This window comes from Blastocatellia bacterium, from assembly GCA_035275065.1.
Classification (GTDB): domain Bacteria; phylum Acidobacteriota; class Blastocatellia; order UBA7656; family UBA7656; genus DATENM01.
Genome location: DATENM010000105.1, coordinates 1 through 20,948, shown reverse-complemented (window position 1 = coordinate 20,948; position 20,948 = coordinate 1). Strand labels below are relative to the sequence as shown.

The following is a 20,948-nucleotide window of genomic DNA, read 5'->3' as shown; positions in this document are numbered from 1 at the left end:
ATGATTGCAGGCTTCGACGGTGAAGCGTACCGCATCCACGAAGCCAGCGAGGTGATGACGCCGGCGCTGGCCATCTACCCTGAGCTGGTGGACGCCAACATTCAGACGACGCTGCGACTGGTCGGCGGCGATGCGAATCGCTTGCGGCCTCACGTCAAGACGGCGAAGCTGCTATCGGTGATGCGGCAATGGGCGGCGCGCGGCGTCTCGCACTTCAAATGCTCCACCTCGCTTGAGCTGTTGACGGTCTGCGAGGCCGGGGCCGCTGACGTGCTATTGGCATACCCGGCGGTCGGGGCCAATGCGCGGCGCGTTCGCGAGCTGGCCGAGCAATTCCCTGCCGCGCGCATCTCGGCGCTGGTTGAATCCGCCGCGCAGATTGACGCCTGGCGCGGCAGCCCGGTCAGCCTGTTCATCGATGTCAATCCCGGCATGGATCGCACGGGCGTCGAGCAAGAGGCGCTCGGCGAGATCATCCGCCTCGCCGAAGCCATTCAGGCCAGCGGTCAGGCGTTTCGTGGCTTGCATTACTATGACGGACACCTGGCGAAATACGAGATGGCCGAGCGTGAAGGGCTCGCGCATCGCGGTTACGACCGACTGATGGAGATCATCGCGGCGCTGACGCAGGCGGGCCTCAAGGTCAAGGAAGTCGTCACTGCCGGGACGCCGGCCTTTCCCTGCACGCTCTCTTATTCGGCTTTTAATGGAGCAACGTTTACGCACCGCGCATCGCCGGGGACGGTGGTCTATTGTGACTGCACAAGCCTGAGCCAGTTGCCCGCTGAGTACGGCTACCGCCCGGCGGCGGTCGTCATTTCGACGGTCGTTTCACAACCGGCGGGGCGGCGCGTCACCTGTGATGCGGGCCACAAAACGGTTTCCGCCGATGCCGGCACGCCGACCTGCCGCGTGCTTGGCCGCGAAGAACTCCTGCCGGCCAAACCGAGCGAAGAACATTTACCCATCGATGTCGCTGACGGTGCGAGCCTGCCTGAGATTGGCGAGACGCTTTACCTCATGCCCATGCACATCTGCCCGACGGTGAATAATTTTGATCACGCGTTGATTGTGCGAGGCGGGCGCGTCGTCGCCGTCGAGCGCGTCACCGCCCGTGGCCGCGAACTGCCCCTCCGCCGCGAAGCGCGCTGAAGTTTCATGTATGATTTCCCGGCGTCGCTCGCCGCACTCTAGCTCACCGATTACCTGTGCGGGGGCTCCCGCACCGGCATCCGAGTTGCTCCTGATTAACCCCGGACGCTTGTGTCAGTAGCTTTCTATCACTTAAGGGGGAAAATCATGGGATTGTTTGATCAGATGTTCGGAAAGGGTGCGAAGGAAGACGACGCATCCGTCCAGCGATTCAACGAGCTGCAACAAAAGTACCAGACGGCGCTTGCGGTCATCGACCAGCAGCACGTGCAGTTGCAGAACCTTCATGTCCAGGACAATAAACTTTATCTGCGCGGCACGGCGCCCTCACAGGATGTGATTAACAAGGTGTGGGATCAAGTCAAGCTGGTCAATCCGGCGCTTGACGACATCACGCTGGAACTCACGGTCAGCCAGCCGCAAGCACAGCAAGCGGTGGCGAATGCGCCTTCGCAGTCGGCGCAGGCTGGCTCACAATCCTATACGGTAAAGGCTGGAGATACGCTGTCAAAGATCAGCCGCCAGTTCTACGGCGACGCCAACGAGTACATGCGCATCTTCTACGCCAACCGTGACAAATTGAACGATCCGAACAAGATTCAGGTCGGCCAGCAACTGGTCATCCCGCCGGACACCGACGCCTAGCGCGGTGTTCAATCGGGAGTAGCGCAATCTAACAGATTGTGCGAGACAGTGCGCAATCTAACAGATTGCGCTACAGGGCAAACGCAATTGGAGAACGGCGCGGCAATGGCCTTATGGTCGTCGCCGCGTCGCCGCGTCACGGTGTCTCCGCGTCGCGCTTTTGGCGTTAACCATCACGACGGCGCCGAGCGCCGCCAGCTCCTGGCGCAGCCGCGCCGCGTCGCCGACGACCACGACCGTCGCGTCGTCTGTGCGGACGTAGCGGCGGGCGACGCGCTGCACGTCAGCGGCGGTGACGGCTTCGATGCGCGCGCGATAATCGTTCAGATAATCCTTGCCCAGCCCGATCAGCTTCATCGTCATCAACTCGTCGGCGATGCCATTCTGTGTCGCCAGCGACAGCGAAAACAATCCTTCAAGGTAATGCTTGGCGTTCTCTAAATCTTCGGCTGAGACCTCGGCGTTTCTCAGCCGCTCGAACTCCGCGAGCATGGCGCGGATGGCCGCCGCCGTGACTTCTGTGCGCGACTGCGCAAAGCCGAAAAACGCGCCGCCGGTCTTCATCGCGCTCAAGGCGCTCGCCACGTCGTAAGCGAATCCCTGCTGCTCGCGAATGTTTTGAAAGAGCCGCGAGCCTGTGCCGTCGCCGAGGATGGCATTCGCCACTTCGAGCGCATAGTAATCCTTGTCGCCGCGCCCGACGGCCAGATTGCCGATGCGAAAATTCGCCTGCGCCGAGCCCGGACGGTCAATCAGGTAGATGCGCCGCGCCGCCGCGGGTTTTGTGGCGGCAATTACCTTGACTGGCTGGCGGGCTTGAAGCGCGCCGAGCGGTCTCGGCGCGCGCCGAGCGGCTTGACCGGCAATATGCCAGCGGCCCAGCGTCGCCTGCGCCACCACCTGCATGCGAGCGGCGTCGAAATCGCCGACGATGATGACGACCGTGTCGGCGGGCGAGTAAGCCGCCTTGTAGAACTGCTCGATGCGCGGGCGCGACAGGGCGCGCACCGCTGCGGGCGTCGGCGCGCTGAAGGCGTAAGGGTGCGCGCCGTAGACGAGCCGGTTGAAATTCTCGCGCGCCAGAAAGTCCGGCTCCTGCCGCTCGACGTCGAGCTTATCGATGCGGCTGTTCTTGTAGAGCGTGACTTCGTCGGCGAGAAACCGGGGCCGCGCCAGCGCCTCGGCAAACAGCGGCAGCAGGCGCTCGGCATTTTCGGCAATCACCACGCCGGTCAGAATCGCGTAATCGGCCCCGGCATGCGAATCCACCTGCGCGCCGAGCGATTCGACGGCGCGGGCAAAAGGTTCGCCGGCGCCTTCCGTCAACAAATCCGCCGTCGCTTCGACGAGCGTCATCTCGCTGGTCATCTCAGCGATGCGGTTACGCCAGCGAATCTTTTGCGCGACGCCGGCAGCCAGCGTGACGAGCGGCGCGCGGTGATCTTCGATCAGCAACAGCGTCAGCCCGTTATCGAGGCGGCTCTCGCGAGCGGCGGGCAGCCGCAGCGGACGCGCAGGCGAGGGCGTCGGCGGACGCTGCCGCAGGCTTTGCGTCGCGGCATCTTGCGCGAAGGCGCTCGCCGAAGCGAGCCCAAGCGCCAGCACGATGACGAGTGATAAAAATTTACGCAGACTGTTCATTGCGGTTTCGCGGGACGGATGAAGAGGACGGCTTGATTCGATTCGACAAAGAGACGGCGCGCGGCGGCGCGCACCTGCTCGGCATTGACGGCGTAATAGCGATCCAGCTCCGTGTTGATGAGCGCCGGGTCGCCGTCGAACAGGATAGATTCGGCCAGCTCCAGGGCGCGACCGAGCGCGGTTTGCAGGCCGGTGCATTCAATCGGGTTTTCGCAGGTGAAGCGGCCCAGGCGATATTGATTCTTGGCCTTGGCGAGCTCGTCTGCCGAGACGCCGTCGCGCTTGATGCGGCTGATCTCGGCTTCGATGATGGCCTGCACCGCATCGCTTTTGACTTCGGCCTTGTGAACGACGAAGACGGCGAGCTGGCCCGGCCCGCGCCGCTCTTCGAGGGTGCCGCGGACTTCGAGCGCGGCGGCGGCTTTCTTGACCAGCGCTTGATAAAGCCGCGAGCTGTCGCCGTCAAAGAGGATGGCTTTCAACAGCGCGATTGCATAAAAGTCCGGCTCGCGGCGGTCGGGCGTCTTCCAGGCAAGGGCCACGGCAGGCGTGTCGGCCTGCGGATCATCAACGATTTTTTTGTGCACGACGACGCCGGCAGGCTCGGACACGTTAACCGGCGGTGGCGCGGCGCGGCGCGGGATGCCGGCGAAGTATTTACGCACCAGGGCTTCGGTCTGCGCCGTGTCAATGTCGCCGGCGATGGCCAGCACGGCATTGTTCGGCGCGTAGTAGGTGTCGAAAAACTGCTGCACGTCGCCGATGCCCGCGGCGTCGAGGTCAGCCATCGAGCCCATGGTCGAATGCGCGTTCGCCCAGTTGTGAAAGACCATCTCGTCCATCTGCTCAAGCGCCGGAGCATACGCCTGGTTGTCGTAACTCAAGCGCTTCTCTTCCTTGACCGCTTCTTTCTGATTTTGCAGATTGGCCGGCGTGATCTTCAACGAGCGCATGCGGTCGCTTTCGAGCCACAGTGCCAACTCAAGCTGATTCGACGGCAGAAACTCGAAGTAGTTGGTGAAATCGACGTGCGTCGAGCCGTTCAGGTAACCGCCATTACTTTCGACGTACTTGAAATGCTCGCCCTTGCCGACGTTTTGTGAGCCTTGAAACATCATGTGCTCGAACAGGTGAGCGAAGCCTGTGCGGCCGCGGACTTCGTTGCGCGAGCCGACATCGTAATAGACGGCGACGGCGACGACCGGCGCGGCGGTGTCTACGGACATCACGACGCGCAGGCCGTTGTCGAGGTGAAACTCGGTGTACGAGACGCGGAAGGATTGCGCTTGCGACACGGGCAAGCCGGCGCACAAGGTGAGCGCGACCAGCAGCGTGGCGAGTGTTTTTCTCATGCGAAGGATAAGTCTAAGCGGCGGGCTAATGATTTTCAAACCGGCGGCAAGGCCAGCGGCAACAAGCCTATATTAAACACGGAGGCACAGAGACAAGGAAACACGCAGACACAGAGGCACAGAGGAAGCACGGAGCTTTCTCCGTGTCTCCGTGCCTCTGTGCCTCCGTGTTTTTATTCCGCCCGCGGGTTCGGGCGCTTCACGCCTTCAGCTTCTTCTTCGCTTCCGGGTAAGCTAGGGCGCGCTCTAACGTCACCTGACTGAACTCGGTGATCTCTTTGTAAAGCTTCTGCGCTTCGGCGGTGTTGCCGGCTTTTTCATAAGCGCGCGCCAGCAGCAGCTTGTGGAACGGGTCGGTCATGTCTTGCTGCTTCAGGTGCTCCAGGGCCTCGTCGGTTTTACCGGCTTCGAGCTTCAGATAGCCGGCGATGTAATGATACGACGGCCAGAACTGCTTGCCGTCTTCGCCGCCCTGCTCGATCATCTGCTTGATCAGCTCGGCTTCTTTCCAGGCTTCGTCGGCGCGGCCCAGCTTGGCCAGCGCGCGGCCCTTGCCGTGATGCAGGCGACCGAGCCAGATCTTCTTTTGCAAATCATCAATTGAGCTGCCGGGCACCGTGGCGTAGCCTTTCTCGTAATACTTCAGCGCCTCGTTGGCGTCGCCGTATTCGAGGTGCAGGCGGGCGATGGAATTCCAGATGAAGACCGACGGAAAGACCTTCTCCTGGCCGGTCTTGATGTACTCGTTGCCATAGGCTTCGAGCGTCTTGACCGCTTCCTTGAAGTTGCCTTCGTAGACGTAGAGGTAGGCCATGCCGTAATTCGGGCCGAAGGGCGCGGTGTTGGGGGCTTTCTTTGCAAGCGATGCCTTGAACAGCTCGCGGGCTTTGCCGTAGTCGCCTTTCAGCAGGGCGAGGTTGCCCAGAAAGGTGTAAACGCGCGGCGTGCTGCCGTCGAGCTGGGCGGCGCGCTCGAAGGCGACGCGGGCGTCGTCGAGCTTGCCCATGCCTGTGTAGACCTGGCCGAGCAGCATCTGCACCATGCGCTCTTCGGGGTACTGCTTGGCGAGGTCAAGGAAGATCGGCACCGAGTCGGCGAACTTCGGCGAGCGCGCAATCAGCACGGCTTCGATGTAACGGCGCTCGGCTTCCGAGGCGCTCTTGGCCAGCTCGACGGCCTTATCAAGGCTCGGCTTGCCTTCCTGCGGTGTGGCGGCAGTGGTGCCCAGCAGGTAATAGCCGAAGGCGAAATTCGGGTCGGCTTCGACGGCCTTGCGGGCGATGGCGTTCATGTCGGGGCCGCCCTGGAAGGTCTCGATCTTGTAGACGATCTGCGCGACGGCCTCGCGGGCTTCTTTCGATTGGGTGGTGAACTCAAAGCGCTTGCCATTGGTCTTGCCGGCCGCAAAGGCGCCGGCGGCAAGCGCGCCGGTTAGCGACAGGCAGACGGCGGTGCGGAAGAGAAACTGGCTGATCTTCATCTCTTGCTCCTTGTGGATTAGTCTTGAACTTCGCGCAATCGGGGCACCGCGAGCGCGATTACCTTAGTGTGGCTTGAGTGCTGACACTTCGATCAACGAGGCGGCGGCGGGAGAGGTTTCGCGAGCGTTGTAACAAGTTGTAAACGGTGTGAAAAAGATGTGATAAGCCGTGAAAAGGTCAGCGTGATTCAAACGTTTTTACCGCAGAGGGCGCAGAGGAACGCGGAGGAGGCAGCTCATTCTCCGCGTTCCTCTGCGCCCTCTGCGGTAATCAAGCAATGACGCCGAGGCGGCGACCGACTTTCTGAAACGCCGCAAGCGCGCGGTCTAAGTCATCGCGCGTGTGGGCGGCGGAAATCTGCGACCGCAAGCGCGCCTCGCCCTTCGGCACCACGGGATACCACAGGCCCTTGATGTAAACGCCTTCGCCGAGCAGCTCGCGGCTCATGTCCTGAGCCACTGCCGCTTCGCCCAGCATCACCGGCACAATGGGGTGCCGGCCTTCGATGATCGTAAAGCCGAGATTGACGATCTCGCGGCGGAAGTATTCGGTATTCTCGTGCAAGGCATTCACAATCGAGGGATCGTTTTCAACCAGATTCAAGGCTTCGATGGAACCGGCAACCACGGACGGCGGCATGGTGTTCGAGAAAGTGTAAGGCCGCGACTTCTGGCGCAGGAACTCGATGAGCGGCGCGCGCCCCGCGATGAAGCCGCCCGATGCGCCGCCCAATGCTTTGCCGAAGGTGCCGGTGATGATGTCAATCTCGCCATAGACGCCAAGCTCTTCGGGCGTGCCGCGCCCGGTGCGACCGAGCGCGCCGGTCGCGTGCGACTCGTCAACAAACAGCAGCGCGTTATTCTCGCGGGCAATCTCGACCAGATCGGCAAGCGGCGCCAGCAACCCTTCCATTGAAAAGACGCCGTCGGTGGCGATGATCTTGATGCGGTAATTCTTGTCGCGGTCTTCGGCCAACATCTCGCGCAGGTGGTCGAGGTCGCGGCTGCGATAGAGGCGCGACACGGTCGGCTTGGCGATCTGCCGGCACAAGCGCACGCCGTCAATGATGCTGGCGTGGTTGAGCATGTCGCTGTAGATAACGTCCTGATAATTCGACTCGCCAAAGTCGTTGGCCAAGAGCGCCGCGAAGAAGGCTTCGTTGGCGGCAAAGCATGACGAGTGCAGGATGGCCGCTTCGCAGCCGACAAAGCGCGCGATGCGCCGCTCTAATTCAAGGTGAATCGGTTCGGTGCCGCAGAGGAAGCGCACGCTCGCCAACCCGTAGCCCCATTCATCGAGGCCGCGATGCGCCGCCTCTTTGACGCGCGGGTGATTCGACAGGCCGAGATAATTGTTTGACGCGAGCATGACGACGCGCTGATGATCAACTGTCACCGTGCCGCCCTGCTCGCTTTCCAGCGGCACTTCGTACTTGAACGTCTTGGCTTCTTTGATCTGATCGAGTTCGCGGGTGAGCGTCGAATAAAGTTCGTTGGGATTCATGGCATGCTCCTGATGGTCTCAAGATGGCGTATCATTACGGCTCCGATAAGAAATGTGACGGAGCGATTCTCTAGCTTACCCGCGCCGGCGGGCTTGTTCAAATGCGCATGCACTTGTATTCAGGCAGCGCGAGTTATGGAATAATATCCGGCATCGCCGTCATACAAACATGAGCCAGGAATGAACCATGAAACTCGTCTCACTCAACGTTGGGTTGCCGCGCGAAATCGTTTACAAAGGCCGCTCGATTATCACCGGAATTTTCAAGGCGCCGGTTGACGGCCGAGTCCGGGCGCGGCGATTGAATCTCGACGGCGACCGGCAGGCCGATCTCACCGTGCATGGCGGCGCTGAAAAAGCCGTCTACGTTTACCCGGCGGAGCATTACGCTTACTGGCGCGACGAGCTGTCGGATATGCAAATTGACTACAGCATGTTCGGCGAGAACTTCACCAGCATGGGCCTGCTCGAAGACGAGGTGCAGATCGGCGACCGCTACTGCATCGGCTCAACGACGTTCCAGGTGACGCAACCGCGCATGCCGTGTTACAAGCTGGCGGCGAAGTTCGGGCGCGACGACATCCTTAGACGCTTTCTGAAAAGTCTTCGCACCGGCTTTTACTTCTCGGTTATCGAAGAAGGCGAGGTCGGCGCGGGTGACGCGATTGAACAAGTCAGCCGGGTCGCGGCGGGCGTGACCGTCAGCGACGTCACACGGCTCTATGTCGGCAAGGGCAAAGATCAAGCCTTGCTGCGCCGCGCCGTGCAGGTCGAAGCGCTGCCGGCAAGCTGGCGCGATTATTTTCTCGACCAGATACGCTGATCAACTATAGGAGGCAGTCCGCATGGCGACAACATACGACGCGATCATCATCGGCACAGGACAGGCGGGGCCGTCGCTAGCGGCGCGGCTGGCGGGCGCAGGCTGGCGCGTCGCCGTGGCCGAGCGCAAACGCTTTGGCGGCACTTGCGTCAACAACGGCTGCATCCCGACCAAGACGCTGATCGCCAGCGCCCGCACCGCTTATGTGGCGCGCCGCGCCGGCGATTACGGCGTCATGATCGACGACGGAATCAAAGTTGACATGCAACGCGTCAAAGCGCGCAAAGACGAAATCGTGCGGCGCTCGAACACCGGCGTCGAACAATTGATGCGCACGACCGAAGGCATCACCGTCTACGAAAACTACGCGCGCTTTGAATCGGCCCGCACGGTGCGCGTCGGCGATGATCTGCTCGAAGCCGATCACATCTTCATCAACGTCGGGGGCCGCGCTTACGCGCCGCCGATGCCCGGCCTCAGTGAAGTAAGCTCGCTGAACAACTCCAGCATGATGGAAGTCGATTTTCTGCCCGAGCACCTTGTGATTGTCGGCGGCAGCTACATCGGCCTGGAGTTCGGGCAGATGTACCGGCGCTTCGGCAGCCGCGTCACCATCATCGAGAAGATGCCGCGCTTGATTGCGCGCGAAGACGAAGACATTTCGGGCGCCATCAAAACGATTCTCGAAGACGAAGGCATAGACATTCGCCTGAACGCCAACTGCATCGGGGTTGCGCCCGACGCGCAAGGCGTCGCCGTCAACATCGATTGCGACCGCCCGGAGAAACAGGTCGTCGGCTCGCACCTGCTCTTAGCCGTGGGCCGCGTGCCGAACACCGATGATTTGGGATTGGACAACGCCGGCATCGAAACCGACAAGCGCGGTTATATCAAAGTAGACGATCAGCTACGCACTAACGTCGCGGGGGTTTATGCGCTCGGCGATTGCAACGGCAAAGGGGCGTTCACGCACACGGCTTATAACGATTATGAGATCGTCGCGGCGAACCTGCTCGACAACGACCCGCGTCGCGTTTCGGATCGCATCACGGCTTACGCGCTGTATATTGATCCGCCGCTCGGGCGTTGCGGCATGACGGAAAGCGAAGTGCGGCAGTCGGGCAGGAAAGCCTTGATCGGCAAGCGCGAGATGGCGCGCGTCGGTCGCGCCGTTGAGAAGGGCGAAACCGCAGGCTTTATGAAGGTCGTCGTTGACGCCGAGAGCAAAGCGATACTCGGCGCGTCGTTGTTAGGCATCGAGTGCGACGAGATCATTCACATCCTGCTCGACGTGATGTATGCCGGTGCGCCCTACACGGTCATCCAACGCGCTATGCACATTCACCCGACCGTCGCGGAGTTACTCCCAACCCTGCTCGGCGAGCTAAAGCCGCTTGAGTGACGTTATCACTCGCCGTTGGGCGCGAGCAGCAGTTTGACGGCCTGGTGCGAGCGCACCATGTCGAAGCCGCGCTCGAAGTCGGCAAGCGGCACCATCTCGCGGGTGATGATCTTTTCGAGGCGGGCTTTCAGTTGCGACTTTTCCGAGGCCAGCAGATCAAGCATGGCGTACCAGGTCTCGAACATGCGCCGCCCGAAGATGCCTTTGATCGTCACGCCTTTCCAGACGGCGTACTTGCCGAAATCGAACGAGCGCAGCGGGCGCGCCGGAATCCCTAAGAGCAAAATCTGCCCGCCGTTTTTCACCAGCCCGCCGGCATCGTTATAAGCCGACTCGGCGCCGCTCATCTCCAGAATCACGTCAATGCCGCCGCCGTGCTCGCTGTGGGCGCGCTCGAACAACTGCGGGCGTTGGCCGGGCGCGGCCTCTTCGTTGGTGTCGAAGCAGAAATCGGCGCCAAGCTCGCGCGCCAGCTCGAAGCGGCTGGCGAGCAGTTGCGGGCCGAAGTGACCTCGCGGGTTTGAATAATCGGTGACGTAGATGCGTGTCGCGCCCAGCGTGCGCGCTACGGCGGTCGCCATCAAGCCCTGCGCGCCACAGCCGAGGATCGCTACCGACTTGCCTTCGATGTCGCCTTCCATGACGGTGTGAACGGCATTGCCGAGCGCATCGAGAAAGGCGCCGAAACGCGGCGGGATGACGGCGCGCCCGCCGAAGGCTTCGAGGTTGATGACGTTCTCGCACGGCACGACGACGTATTGCGCAAACGCGCCGTCCAGGTGCAGCCCCTTGACGCGAATGTTCATGCAGATGTGGCGCTGGCCGGTGCGGCACTGCTGGCAGTGGCCGCAGGCGATGTGCATTTCGCTGGTGACGTAATCGCCGACGCCGACCAGCCCCGGATCAACGTCTTCGCCCAGCTCGACGACCTCGCCGCAGAACTCGTGGCCGATGATAATCGGCTGATAGCCGGCGACGTCGCCGCCGTTATAGGCCAGCATCTCGTCGCGCATTCCCTGCCGCGAAGTGATCTGATAGATGCTCTGGTCCGTGCCGCAGATGGAGGCGGCTTCGACGCGAATCTTGACGTCGCGGTGGCCGACGCGAGGCTCGGGCGCGTCGCTGACGTACTGCAACCCATCTTCGGTGAGTGACGGTTTCTTAAGTGCTTGCATTGATGTCTCCTGTCGGTTTTGATTATAAGCCCGGCGACCGCCGCGCGCATTACGAAAGCCGCGTTATGCGCTGATAATCTCGGAGGCGGCGCGGCGCAAGCGATCCATCACCGCCGCGCCCGCGCCCGCGTCGCTGATGCCCTCGACAATGACAACGCCGGCGCCGCGCGCGTCCATCTCGCGCAACGCCGCATAGATGTTGCCGGCGTAATCCGCGGCCTCGGCCCGCAAGCTCACCGCCTGAAAATTCGCGGCCTCAATCGCCAACGCGGTGTGGCCGATGAAGCCGACGGTTGCGCTTTTGAGATGGGCTTTACAAATCGCTTCGAGCGACGCCGTCGCGCCCGGCTCGACCAGCACGACGCGGGCGCGCGGGCTGTAGTGGCGATAGCGCGTGCCCGGCGAGCGCTGCAACTCGGCGGGCGCGGCAGCGTGAGTGACCGCTCCTGTGACCGCGGCGACCTGCTCTTCGGTAACCCAGCCGGGCCGCAACACCATTGGTACGTCGCCGGTCATGTCGAGCACGGTGGATTCGATGCCGATGGCGGTTGCGCCGCCGTCGAGAATCATCTCGATGCGCCCGCCGAGATCGGCAAGCACATGCGCGGCGCTCGTCGGGCTTGGGCGTCCCGAACGGTTGGCACTCGGCGCGGCAATCGGCGTGTTCGCTGTTCGTATCAAGCTCAAAGCGATGCCGTTGAAAGGCATTCGTACGGCGACGGTCAGCAACCCTGCTGAGACTGAAGCAGGAACATCGGCCTTCCGCTTCAGCACCAGGGTCAGCGGGCCGGGCCAGTATTTTTCGATCAAGCTTTCGGCCTGCTCGCCGACCTCGGCGGCGACACGGTCGAGCATCCGGCGGTCGCTGACATGGACGATGAGCGGGTTATCGGCGGGCCGGCCTTTCGCCGCAAAGATGCGCCCGACCGCCGGCTCGCTCATGGCGTCCGCGCCCAGGCCATAAACGGTTTCCGTGGGAAATGCGACCAGACCGCCCTCGCGAATGATGGCGGCGGCCTGCTCAATGAGCTGTGCTTCGGGATGTTCGCGATTGATCTGGATGACTTGCGTCATGGGTATTGGGTGTCAGGTGTTGGCTGTCAGGCGTCGGGTGCCGGGTGAAGTTTCATGCCCGTCTTTCATACCCGACGCCTGACAGCCAACACCTGGCCCCTAGTATTCAAAGCTGGATTCCGACTTGATGCGGGCGGCGAACTCCGCGAGCGGCACTGCGCCTTCGTCGCCTTTCTCGCGTGAGCGCACGGCGACCGCGCCGGCTTCGGCTTCCTTGGCACCGACGACCAGCATGTAAGGCACCTTCTCTAGCTGCGCGTCACGAATCTTGGCACCGATTTTGTCGTCGCGCACGTCAAGCTCGACGCGCAGGTCTTCTTCCATCAAGCACTCGTAGACCTGCTGCGCGTAATCGGCAGTCTTCTCCGAAATCGATAGCACCTTCGCCTGCACCGGCGCGAACCAGACCGGAAAGGCGCCGGCGTAGTGCTCGATCAGGATGGCGATGAAGCGCTCGTACGAGCCGTAGATCGCCCGGTGAATCACGACCGGACGCGACTCGGCGTTGTGCTCGTTGACATAGGTCAGGTCGAAGTTCGACGGCTGTTGAAAGTCGAGCTGAATCGTTCCCAGCTGATGCTCGCGCTTGAGCGAGTCCATCACCAGTTGATCGATCTTCGGCCCATAAAACGCCGCGTCGCCCGGAGCGATGCTGTATTCCAGCTTGCTCTGCTCAAGCATGTCGCGCAGCATCGCTTCGGCTTTGTCCCACACCGCCACGTCGCCCATGAACTTTTCCGGGTTGCGCGTCGACAGCACGAAGCGGAACGGCATGTCGAACGCTTTATAGACGCGCGCCACCAGGTTCAACAGGCGGTTCACCTCATCGCCGATCTGCGCTTCGGTGACGAAGATGTGCGCGTCGTCCTGCTGGAACTGGCGCACACGGGTCAGCCCCGAAAGCGCCCCGGCGCGCTCGTTGCGGTGCAGCACGCTCTGCTCGGCCAGCCGCAAGGGCAGCTCGCGATAGCTGCGCCGCTTGGCGCCAAAGATCAGCATGGCTTCGGGGCAGTTCATCGGCTTGAGCGCGAACTCGGCATTCTCTTTGTGCGCCGCCTTCGCCTCTTCATCGTCAACGATGAACATATCGTCTTTGTAGTGCTGCCAGTGTCCCGAAGTCTTGAACAACTGCTCGTTGGCAAGCAAGGGCGCTTTGACTTCGACGTAGCCGTTGTGGCGCAGCAGCCGCCGCATCTTCTCCTGCAAAGTGTTATAGACTACAGTTCCTTTAGGCAGCCAGAAGGTCGCGCCCGGCGCCCACTCGTGCAGCATGAACAGCTCTAGCTCGCGGCCCAGACGCCGATGATCGCGCCGCCGGGCTTCTTCGAGATTGTGCAGATGCTCTTCAAGCTCGTCTTTCGTCGGCCAGACCGTGCCATAGATGCGCTGGAGCATCGGGTTCTTTTCGTTGCCGCGCCAGTAAGCGCCGGCGACCGAGGTGAGCTTGAAGTGTTTGCACTCGCCGGTGCGGCGGACGTGCGGCCCGGCGCAGAGATCTGTGAACTCGCCGATACTGTAGATGGATACGGTTTCCGACGGGATGCCCTTGATCAGCTCAAGCTTGAATTCCTGGTGGTGCGCGCCGAAGAAGTCGAGCGCCCGCGGCTTGTCCCAGTTGGCGCGCTGAAACTCGCGATTCTCTTTGACAATCTGCTTCATGCGCCGCTCGACCTCTTCGAGGTCTTCCGGCGTCAGCGCCCGCGACAATTGCATATCATAATAGAAGCCGTTTTTGATCGGCGGGCCAATGCCGAACTTCGCTTCGGGAAAGACCTGCTGCACGGCGGCGGCCATGATGTGCGAAGTCGAATGGCGCAAACAGTGTAATTTGTACTCCCGCTCGGAGCCGAAGTCTGCCGCGCCGAGCGCAAAATCCTGATCGCTTTGAAAATCTTCCCCCATCGTCGCTCTCCTCTTCCAAGTGACGAGTGAGGAGTGAGGAGTGATGAGTTGCGGTGGCGGTGATTCACACCTTTCCGCCAGCTTATTACTCATCACTCATCACTCATCACTCATCATTTATCCTACACGACCGCTGCCGTCGCGGAAAGCCACGCGGCAGAACAATTGAATGGCGCAAAGCCTGTATGGATGCTACAATCTGGCATCTGCCGAACCTGATGTGGTGCCTGTAAGGAGATGCGTAAGCAAGGCATAGAATCGAGGCGGCAAGTTGCCGGACGCGTTCGCGAGCCTTTTTTCCCTCCCCCTTTTTCGCCGGCATCACTAGTAATGCAACACAAGCCATCGTGGCCGGCTCCTTGATATCAGCGGTCGCTGACCCATATTCGTTAAGAGTATGACGTCCGTATGAGACGCAAACTGGAACAGAAGAACATGGCGGGTGAGGCGGAAGACCTGTTTGCCATTGTCTTCAAGGCGACGCCACACCCGCACGCCATCATCACGCTTAAGGAAGGGCGGCTGCTGGAGGTGAATGACGCCTTCCTTGAGACTGCCGGTTACAGGCGCGACGAGTTGATTAACCAGGCGGTTGCGGAAGTGCTGTGGCGCTCGGCCACAGAGCGCCGCGAGGCCGCCCGCTGCCTGCGCGCCGGCCATGCGGTGACCGGCCAGAAAGTCGCTCTTTACACCAAGTCAGGCGAAGCCCTGGCCATGCGGTTCGTAGCGGTGCCGGTCGAGTTCCACGCTGAGCGTTGCGTGCTGTTCACCGCTGTCGCCCCCGCCGAAGGCCGGCGCGACGAGCCCGTGCCCGGCAACCTGCTGGCTCGCGAAAAAGCGGCGCGCCTCGAAGCCGAACACATCAACCAGCTCTATGCCCGGCTGTTCGGGCGCGAGCAACTGGCGCGCGCCGAGGCCGAGGCGGCGCACCACGAATGGCAGACAACCTTTGACGCCATGGCCGATCAGATCCTGCTGATTGACCGCGACGATCAACTGGTGCGCGCCAACCGCGCGTTTTACGAGGCCAACGGGTTAACACCGGAACAGGTCATCGGTCGCCCGGTCAGCGCCATCATCCACGAGGCTCGCGGCACGGTCCCCGCCGACGCCTGTCCAATTTGTAATCTGCGACACAAGAAGGAACGCGCCTTCATCGAGCTGCCTGCCGGCATCATTGCGGCCTACCCGGTCGCCGTCAGCCTTGATCCGATCAACGACGAGGCCGGCAACCTCATTGGACTCGTGCAGATCATCCGCGACCTGACAGAGCTCTACCGCGCCCGCGAAGAGGCCGAGCGCGAGCGCGCCAGCCTCAACGCCACCATCGAGCAGATGGTCGAAGGCTTCATGATCTTTGACGCCCAGGCCAACTTGATCCGCGCCAATTGCCGCGCCCGCGCCCTGCTCGGACTGCCCGCCAACCCGCCCCACACGGCCACGGATTATGCGCCGGTCGAGCATTTCACAGATGACCGTGGCATCAAGATCGCGATTGAAAATCTGCCCGTGGAGACGGCACTGCGCGAACAGCGCGTCGTCGAAGCGCGCCTCTGGTTCAGGCGTTTTGATGATCAGCGCATCTTTCTGGCGGTTGACGCCTCGCCGCTCTTTAATCAGCAGAATCAGCTGGTGGGCGCCATCGCCTTGCTGCGCGACGTTACGGAACAGCAGCGCGAACAGGAGCGCGCCTTACAAGCCGATAAGCTGCGGGCGCTCGGGCAACTGGCATCGGGCGTCGCCCACAACTTCAACAACGCCCTGGCCGCCGTGCTCGGTTACACACAGCTCTCTCTCCCCAAGGTCAAAGGCACCGAAGTCGAAAACCACCTGCGCGTCGTCGAGCAGTCGGCCAAAGACGCGGCGCGCATGGTCGAGCGCATCCAGAACTTCGCGCGCGGCGGCTCGGGCGCCGACAACTTTCTGCCGCTCTGCGTCGGCGACATCGTGCAGGACGCCATTGACATCACGCGCCCGCGCTGGCGGCACGACGCCGAGGCGCGCGGCGTCAAGTACGATGTGCAGCTCGACTGGCAGGCGGACGACGCCGTTCTGATTAATGGCGAGCCGTCGGAGCTGCGCGAAGTCTTCGTCAACATCATCTTCAACGCCCTCGACGCCATGCCGGAGGGCGGGCGGCTGGTGGTGCGCGCCACGGCGGACGACCGCTACCTGATCTTGAGCTTTGCCGATACCGGCGGCGGCATGTCGGAAGAGGTCAAGCAGCGCATCTTCGAGCCGTTCTTTACCACCAAGGGGGTGTCGGGCCTGGGGATGGGACTGAGCGAAACCTATCGCATCGTCGAGCGCCACGGCGGGCGCATTGATGTCGAAAGCCAGCCGCGACGCGGCGCCGCCTTCACCATCCTGCTGCCGATTGCGCGACTGCCGAAGTATGAAACCATCAGCGCGCTGACCGATGCGGCGGTGCGCAGCCTTGAGGTGCTGGTGATTGACGACGAGGAACCGGTCGGCACCGTGCTGGCCGCGCTGCTGACCGACATGGGCCATCGTGTGACCGTCACGGCGAGCGCCGAAGCCGGCCTGCGACAGGCCGAGCAGCGTACCTTTGATATTGTCTTCACAGACCTGGCGATGCCGAAACAAGACGGCATCGCCGCAGCCACCGCCATCAAAGCGCGCCAGCCGCAGACCCGTATCGTGCTGATGAGCGGCTATGGCTCGGAGCGCGCCAGCGAGCGCGCCGCGGAGACCGACTGTATTGACGCCACGCTCAGCAAGCCCTTCCGCGTCTTCGAGCTTCAAGCCGCCCTGCGCTCGCTGTTGTCTTAATCACGCAACGCGGCGATCAAGTCGGCAAAGTCTGCTGGCAAGGGCGCGACAAATTCCTGCCACTCACCGCTCACCGGATGATGAAAGGCCAGCCGCCATGCGTGCAGGCACAATCGCGGCGCGTCGCCGCGTCCCTCTTCCGCGTCGCCATAAATCTCATCGCCGATGATCGGATGGCCAACGTAGGCCGCGTGAATACGCAACTGATTGGTGCGGCCCGTGACCGGCTCTAGCTCTAAAAGAGTCGCTTCCGCGAACCGCTCGCGCACAGTGAAGTTGGTTACCGAAGGCTTGCCGCCGTCGCTTACCCACCAGTGCGGCTGCTGCTCGTCGCGGCGCTCAATCGGCGCTTGCCATTGCCCGGCATCAGCGGTGACCGCACCGGCGACGAGCGCCAGGTAACGCTTGTCAATCAGGCGGCGGTTGAAGTGGCGCGACAACTGGCTGAGCGCGCGTTGCGTTTTGGCGACGACCATCACCCCCGAGGTTGCGCGATCAAGGCGGTGGACCAAGCCGGGCCGCATCAACGCGTGCGCTTCGCCATGCGTCGGCGTCGCGAGCGTGGCCGCCGCGTCGTAGTAGTCGCGGTTGAGATGATAGGCGAGGGCGTTGGCGAGGGTGCCGCGCTTGGTGCCTTTGTTCGGATGGACGAGCAAGCCTGCCGGCTTGACGACGACGATGATCTGCTCGTCTTCGTAGAGGATGTCGAGCGGCGTCGGCTCCGGCTCCATCGCCGTCGGCGGCGCATCGTCGAGCGTAATCTTGACCACATCGCCCGCCAATAGCCGCCAACCGGGTGGCATCCGTTCGTCATTGATTTGACAGACGCCCGCCTTGATCAGGTTCTGCAAGCGCATGCGCGATAGGCCGCCGAAGCGCGAGGCGAGAAATTCATCGAGCCGTCGCCCCGTATCTTCGGCGGCAATCTGAAAGTGAAATGACTGACTCATCGCGCTACGCACGAAAGAGACGCGGCGACGCGGCGACACGGTGAAGGAACAACATCAAGCCTTGTTGCCAGGTTTCCCGTCGCCGCGTCGCCGCGTCGCCGCGTCGTTCCTACTGGCCCGGCACGAGCAGGATCACCGTGCCGTCTTCATGGATGAAACGAATTAGCACGCCGTTGATTTCACTCGGCGCTCGCCCGTCGCTCAGCCGCCCGCGTTGCAGGAATATCTTGCCGTCCTTCTTGATCTTCTTCGGCTTGTTGAAGGTCAGGCAGGTGCCTGTGCTTGGGTCGAACGCCTCGATGCGATCACCATCCTCAAAGCCGCTGCCCGACAAGCGCACGTTGTCATCAATGGTCACCGAATCAATGACCGGGAATCCGGCGATGCTCTGCGCCTGCTCGGGCGGCACGCTCACCAGTACCACGGCGTTATCCGGCTGGCCACAGGCGACCACCGCGAGGCGGTTCGACAGCGGCGGCGGCGGCATCGGCAAGTTGATGGTCGAATCAACGCCAGTGGCGACGCCGCGCGGCCTGACGCACATCTTCAAACCGTCGAGCGGCACCGACACGACTTGATCGATGCGCGTGTCGAGCAGTCCGATGACGCCAGCGCCATCGTCTGTGAAGATCAGCGGGTGATTGGTAGTGCCGCTCGCCGCAATGCCGAACGGCCCGCCGCCGCCGCCGCCCGCTCCCGGCGTCGTCCCCGTCGCGCTGTCACGCACGAGCGGCGCGGTCGGCGCGGCAATCCCCGAAGCGCCGGCGCTGCCCGCCGCTGTGCCGCGCGTCTGATCGTCGAGCATGGCGCGCAGGAATTGATCGTTGCAGGTGTCGAATTCGACAATCGCGCCGTTGGGGAAAACGTTGCCGGCGCTGCCCCAGTAGGTCACATAGAGGTTGCCATTGCTCGCCGCAATGGCGCCGCGCCAGGGATTGGTCAGAGGCACGTTGACGCTGGCCATGCCGAACGACTGCGGCACCGGCGCGCTCGGCGCGGGGATGTCTTTGAGCTTGTGGTCGGTCTTCGGATCGATGACCGAGATCGTGCCATCGCCAAAATTGGTGACGTAGAGCTTCGCGCCGCCCAGCCCCACCGTGACGCTCGACGGATCGAGGCCGACAGGAATTTCGGCGATCTTCGTATTGGTGGCGGTATCGATAACGTCTACGCGGTTGGCCCCGCCGCATGGCACGTAGAGCTTGGTCTTGCCCGCCGCCGTGGCAATCGCCGGGTAGCGCGGCCCTTTGCCGACGTTGATCGTCACCGCCGGCGTGAAGCTGTTGCCCGGCCCCTGGTTCAGGACGACGACGCGCCCCTGGCCGACGTTCGCATAATCAATCGGAAATTCTTTTGACGGGATGGTGTTCGATCCGAACAGCGTCACATAAGCTTTGACCGCCGCCGCCGCGCCCTGGCCGATTGAAACCGGCCCGACGACGCCGAACGGCCCATCACTGTTGCCGCCCGGCCCATCGCCGAGCGCCACGTTGGTGAAGGTGTGGTTGACTGGCGTAATCACCGTCAGGTTGTCCGAAACATAATTCGTAACCAGCGCGAAGCCGTTGCCGATGCTGACGTCCCAGGGCTCGACCGCCGCCGGGTCTTTGATCGTCGTGATGTTGAGGGCGTCGACCGCGCCGGTTTCAATCGTCGCGCGAATGAAGAAGCTGCCCGGCCGATTGCATTGGCCCTGCCCGGAAAACGGCACATCAATGAGGCTGACCCAGTGCTGCCCGCCGTCCTGGCTGATGTAGGAGGCTGAGCCGGGCGGCGACGATTTGCCCGGCGTGTCATAGACCGCGGGGAAGCCTGCGATCTTAAACTCATCGATGACGGCGATGACGAAGCTGCCGCTGGTGATCGTCAGCGGCACGGCGAGGTTGAAGGTCAAGACCTTCTCTCTGCCGCGCGCCCGCGCCAGAAAGGTCGCCGCCGGCGTCTGCCCATCGGCGGGGCCATCGCTTTCCGGGTCAACATAAATCGCGATGCGGTAGAGCTGATCGGGAAGGACTTCCTGGCCGGTCGGGCCTAGCCGGTTCAAGCCGATGGTGACGACGCGCAGGGTCGCCGGGTAGCTTGAAGGCGTCAGCTTGTTAGCCCAGCTAAACTGCACCTGGCCGCGCGGCGTTTGCGGCGAATCGGCGAGGCCGAAGGCGCAAGCGAGCGACGCGCTATCCGACGAAGCGTTATCGATGGAAAGCTCGGTCAGCGCCGTCGGGCTGACATCCTGCGCGGCGACCGTGATGGAAGGATTCGGCAAGTAAGACGTGAACAGAAGGAAGGTCAGAGCCGTTGCCAGGCCAAGGACAAGGGCGAAACGTGATTGATTTGTCATAACCTCTCACCTCACATCAGAGCGCGCAGCTCCGATGAGTTGGCAGCCGATGCGGCGGGCGGATCGTGACGATGATCCAGCAATCTCGAACGACGAGCATCGGACGGTGGGCCAGTTGCTCGGTTGCCAAGTTAAGAGTCCACGGGTACGGGGTCCCTGTGCGAATGAATTGATCGAACGGGCACAAACATTGTAAAGCATGAGCCGATAATTAGAAATTGCATATGGTGTGCCACGGGCGAGAGCGCGGGCGACAGCCCCAACAGGCCGTTTTTGTGGCCGCCGGGATAGGTATCAGTTAACCACTGGGAAGAGACTTTCCAGGTCGTCGGCAAAAAAGTAGCGGCGCTGGCAATTCGGTAATCACCAGAGCGGTTCTTGATTGGGTTTAACGGAAAGAGGCGCGGGCGGCTTGTTTATCATCCTGACCTGGGCGGCGTAGCCTTCGCCAACGCTGCGCCGCCTTTTGTTACTCATGGGGCTCTGGATTTTCAGTTGCGGTATTGATCCCCCAAAGAAGTAGACATCCTACATACCGGGGTGTAGAATGCCTACTTATTGGAGGGCCTTATGAAACGTCGTCACCAGAATCGCATCGAGGTGCTGCAAGGCACACTCGACCTGATCATCTTGCAGACCTTGCAGTGGGGGCCGCAGCACGGCTACGACATCAGCCGCGCCATCCGCGTCAACTCCGGCGAGGTCTTGCAGGTCGAC

General features: G+C 62.1%; 14 protein-coding genes. 5 read left to right on the top strand and 9 right to left on the bottom strand.

What is annotated here, in order from left to right; translation table 11 throughout:
- Together VJ464_23120 and VJ464_23115 are read left to right on the top strand one after the other, a co-directional pair.
- Nucleotides 1-1,152: a D-TA family PLP-dependent enzyme gene (locus tag VJ464_23120; GenBank protein ID HKQ08036.1), complete on the top strand. Its 1,152-nt coding sequence runs from the start codon at nt 1-3 to the stop codon at nt 1,150-1,152.
- A 147-nt stretch (nt 1,153-1,299) separates the two neighbouring features.
- Nucleotides 1,300-1,797 carry a LysM peptidoglycan-binding domain-containing protein gene (locus VJ464_23115; GenBank protein HKQ08035.1) on the top strand — a complete coding sequence of 166 codons (498 nt, stop codon included), beginning with the start codon at nt 1,300-1,302 and terminating at the stop codon, nt 1,795-1,797.
- A gap of 111 nt (nt 1,798-1,908) precedes the next feature.
- On the opposite strand, the gene VJ464_23110 is transcribed toward VJ464_23115, so the two are convergent.
- The 4 genes from VJ464_23110 to VJ464_23095 form a co-directional block, all read right to left on the bottom strand.
- Nucleotides 1,909-3,438: a pitrilysin family protein gene (locus VJ464_23110; protein HKQ08034.1), complete on the bottom strand. Its 1,530-nt coding sequence runs from the start codon at nt 3,436-3,438 to the stop codon at nt 1,909-1,911.
- Nucleotides 3,435-4,790 (bottom strand): pitrilysin family protein, encoded by a 1,356-nt coding sequence (locus VJ464_23105; protein HKQ08033.1) that lies wholly within the window; start codon nt 4,788-4,790, stop codon nt 3,435-3,437. Before VJ464_23105 ends, VJ464_23110 begins: the two co-directional genes overlap by 4 nt.
- Before the next feature lie 199 nt (nt 4,791-4,989).
- The gene (locus VJ464_23100; GenBank protein HKQ08032.1) at nt 4,990-6,270 is read right to left on the bottom strand and encodes a tetratricopeptide repeat protein; all 1,281 of its coding nucleotides are present in this window, start codon (nt 6,268-6,270) and stop codon (nt 4,990-4,992) included.
- Nucleotides 6,271-6,541: 271 nt separating this feature from the next.
- Nucleotides 6,542-7,774 (bottom strand): glycine C-acetyltransferase, encoded by a 1,233-nt coding sequence (locus VJ464_23095; protein ID HKQ08031.1) that lies wholly within the window; start codon nt 7,772-7,774, stop codon nt 6,542-6,544.
- A gap of 187 nt (nt 7,775-7,961) precedes the next feature.
- On the opposite strand from VJ464_23095, the gene VJ464_23090 reads away from it, so the two are divergent.
- Together VJ464_23090 and VJ464_23085 are read left to right on the top strand one after the other, a co-directional pair.
- Nucleotides 7,962-8,597 carry an MOSC domain-containing protein gene (locus VJ464_23090; protein ID HKQ08030.1) on the top strand — a complete coding sequence of 212 codons (636 nt, stop codon included), beginning with the start codon at nt 7,962-7,964 and terminating at the stop codon, nt 8,595-8,597.
- A 22-nt stretch (nt 8,598-8,619) separates the two neighbouring features.
- Nucleotides 8,620-9,999 carry an FAD-containing oxidoreductase gene (locus VJ464_23085; protein ID HKQ08029.1) on the top strand — a complete coding sequence of 460 codons (1,380 nt, stop codon included), beginning with the start codon at nt 8,620-8,622 and terminating at the stop codon, nt 9,997-9,999.
- Between the two features lie 5 nt (nt 10,000-10,004).
- Here the strand turns inward: VJ464_23085 and VJ464_23080 are convergent, their stop codons facing one another.
- From VJ464_23080 to thrS, 3 genes are all read right to left on the bottom strand, one after another.
- Nucleotides 10,005-11,174: an alcohol dehydrogenase catalytic domain-containing protein gene (locus tag VJ464_23080; GenBank protein ID HKQ08028.1), complete on the bottom strand. Its 1,170-nt coding sequence runs from the start codon at nt 11,172-11,174 to the stop codon at nt 10,005-10,007.
- Nucleotides 11,175-11,237: 63 nt separating this feature from the next.
- Entirely contained in the window at nt 11,238-12,248 is a 1,011-nt protein-coding gene (locus VJ464_23075) for an L-threonylcarbamoyladenylate synthase (GenBank protein HKQ08027.1), read from the bottom strand.
- 99 nt (nt 12,249-12,347) lie between these two features.
- A complete protein-coding gene (gene thrS / locus VJ464_23070) occupies nt 12,348-14,150 on the bottom strand; it encodes a threonine--tRNA ligase (GenBank protein ID HKQ08026.1) in 1,803 nt (600 codons plus the stop codon).
- Between the two features lie 408 nt (nt 14,151-14,558).
- On the opposite strand from thrS, the gene VJ464_23065 reads away from it, so the two are divergent.
- On the top strand, nt 14,559-16,943 hold the full coding sequence (locus tag VJ464_23065) for a PAS domain S-box protein (GenBank protein HKQ08025.1): 2,385 nt from the start codon (nt 14,559-14,561) through the stop codon (nt 16,941-16,943).
- Here VJ464_23065 and VJ464_23060 read toward each other — a convergent pair.
- Nucleotides 16,940-17,893, bottom strand: coding sequence for an RluA family pseudouridine synthase (locus VJ464_23060; protein HKQ08024.1), 954 nt, complete (start codon nt 17,891-17,893; stop codon nt 16,940-16,942). The genes VJ464_23065 and VJ464_23060 overlap by 4 nt on opposite strands.
- Before the next feature lie 109 nt (nt 17,894-18,002).
- The gene (locus tag VJ464_23055) at nt 18,003-20,231 is read right to left on the bottom strand and encodes a YncE family protein (protein HKQ08023.1); all 2,229 of its coding nucleotides are present in this window, start codon (nt 20,229-20,231) and stop codon (nt 18,003-18,005) included.
- Nucleotides 20,232-20,948: the final 717 nt, after the last annotated feature.

Excerpts from the sequence above, each read along its gene's own strand:
- VJ464_23120 (HKQ08036.1), top strand. The coding sequence starts at position 1 with ATGATTGCAGGCTTCGACGGTGAAGCGTACCGCATCCACGAAGCCAGC.
- VJ464_23115 (HKQ08035.1), top strand. The coding sequence starts at position 1,300 with ATGGGATTGTTTGATCAGATGTTCGGAAAGGGTGCGAAGGAAGACGAC.
- VJ464_23110 (HKQ08034.1), bottom strand. The coding sequence starts at position 3,438 with ATGAACAGTCTGCGTAAATTTTTATCACTCGTCATCGTGCTGGCGCTT.
- VJ464_23105 (HKQ08033.1), bottom strand. The coding sequence starts at position 4,790 with ATGAGAAAAACACTCGCCACGCTGCTGGTCGCGCTCACCTTGTGCGCC.
- VJ464_23100 (HKQ08032.1), bottom strand. The coding sequence starts at position 6,270 with ATGAAGATCAGCCAGTTTCTCTTCCGCACCGCCGTCTGCCTGTCGCTA.
- VJ464_23095 (HKQ08031.1), bottom strand. The coding sequence starts at position 7,774 with ATGAATCCCAACGAACTTTATTCGACGCTCACCCGCGAACTCGATCAG.
- VJ464_23090 (HKQ08030.1), top strand. The coding sequence starts at position 7,962 with ATGAAACTCGTCTCACTCAACGTTGGGTTGCCGCGCGAAATCGTTTAC.
- VJ464_23085 (HKQ08029.1), top strand. The coding sequence starts at position 8,620 with ATGGCGACAACATACGACGCGATCATCATCGGCACAGGACAGGCGGGG.
- VJ464_23080 (HKQ08028.1), bottom strand. The coding sequence starts at position 11,174 with ATGCAAGCACTTAAGAAACCGTCACTCACCGAAGATGGGTTGCAGTAC.
- VJ464_23075 (HKQ08027.1), bottom strand. The coding sequence starts at position 12,248 with ATGACGCAAGTCATCCAGATCAATCGCGAACATCCCGAAGCACAGCTC.
- thrS (HKQ08026.1), bottom strand. The coding sequence starts at position 14,150 with ATGGGGGAAGATTTTCAAAGCGATCAGGATTTTGCGCTCGGCGCGGCA.
- VJ464_23065 (HKQ08025.1), top strand. The coding sequence starts at position 14,559 with ATGAGACGCAAACTGGAACAGAAGAACATGGCGGGTGAGGCGGAAGAC.
- VJ464_23060 (HKQ08024.1), bottom strand. The coding sequence starts at position 17,893 with ATGAGTCAGTCATTTCACTTTCAGATTGCCGCCGAAGATACGGGGCGA.
- VJ464_23055 (HKQ08023.1), bottom strand. The coding sequence starts at position 20,231 with ATGACAAATCAATCACGTTTCGCCCTTGTCCTTGGCCTGGCAACGGCT.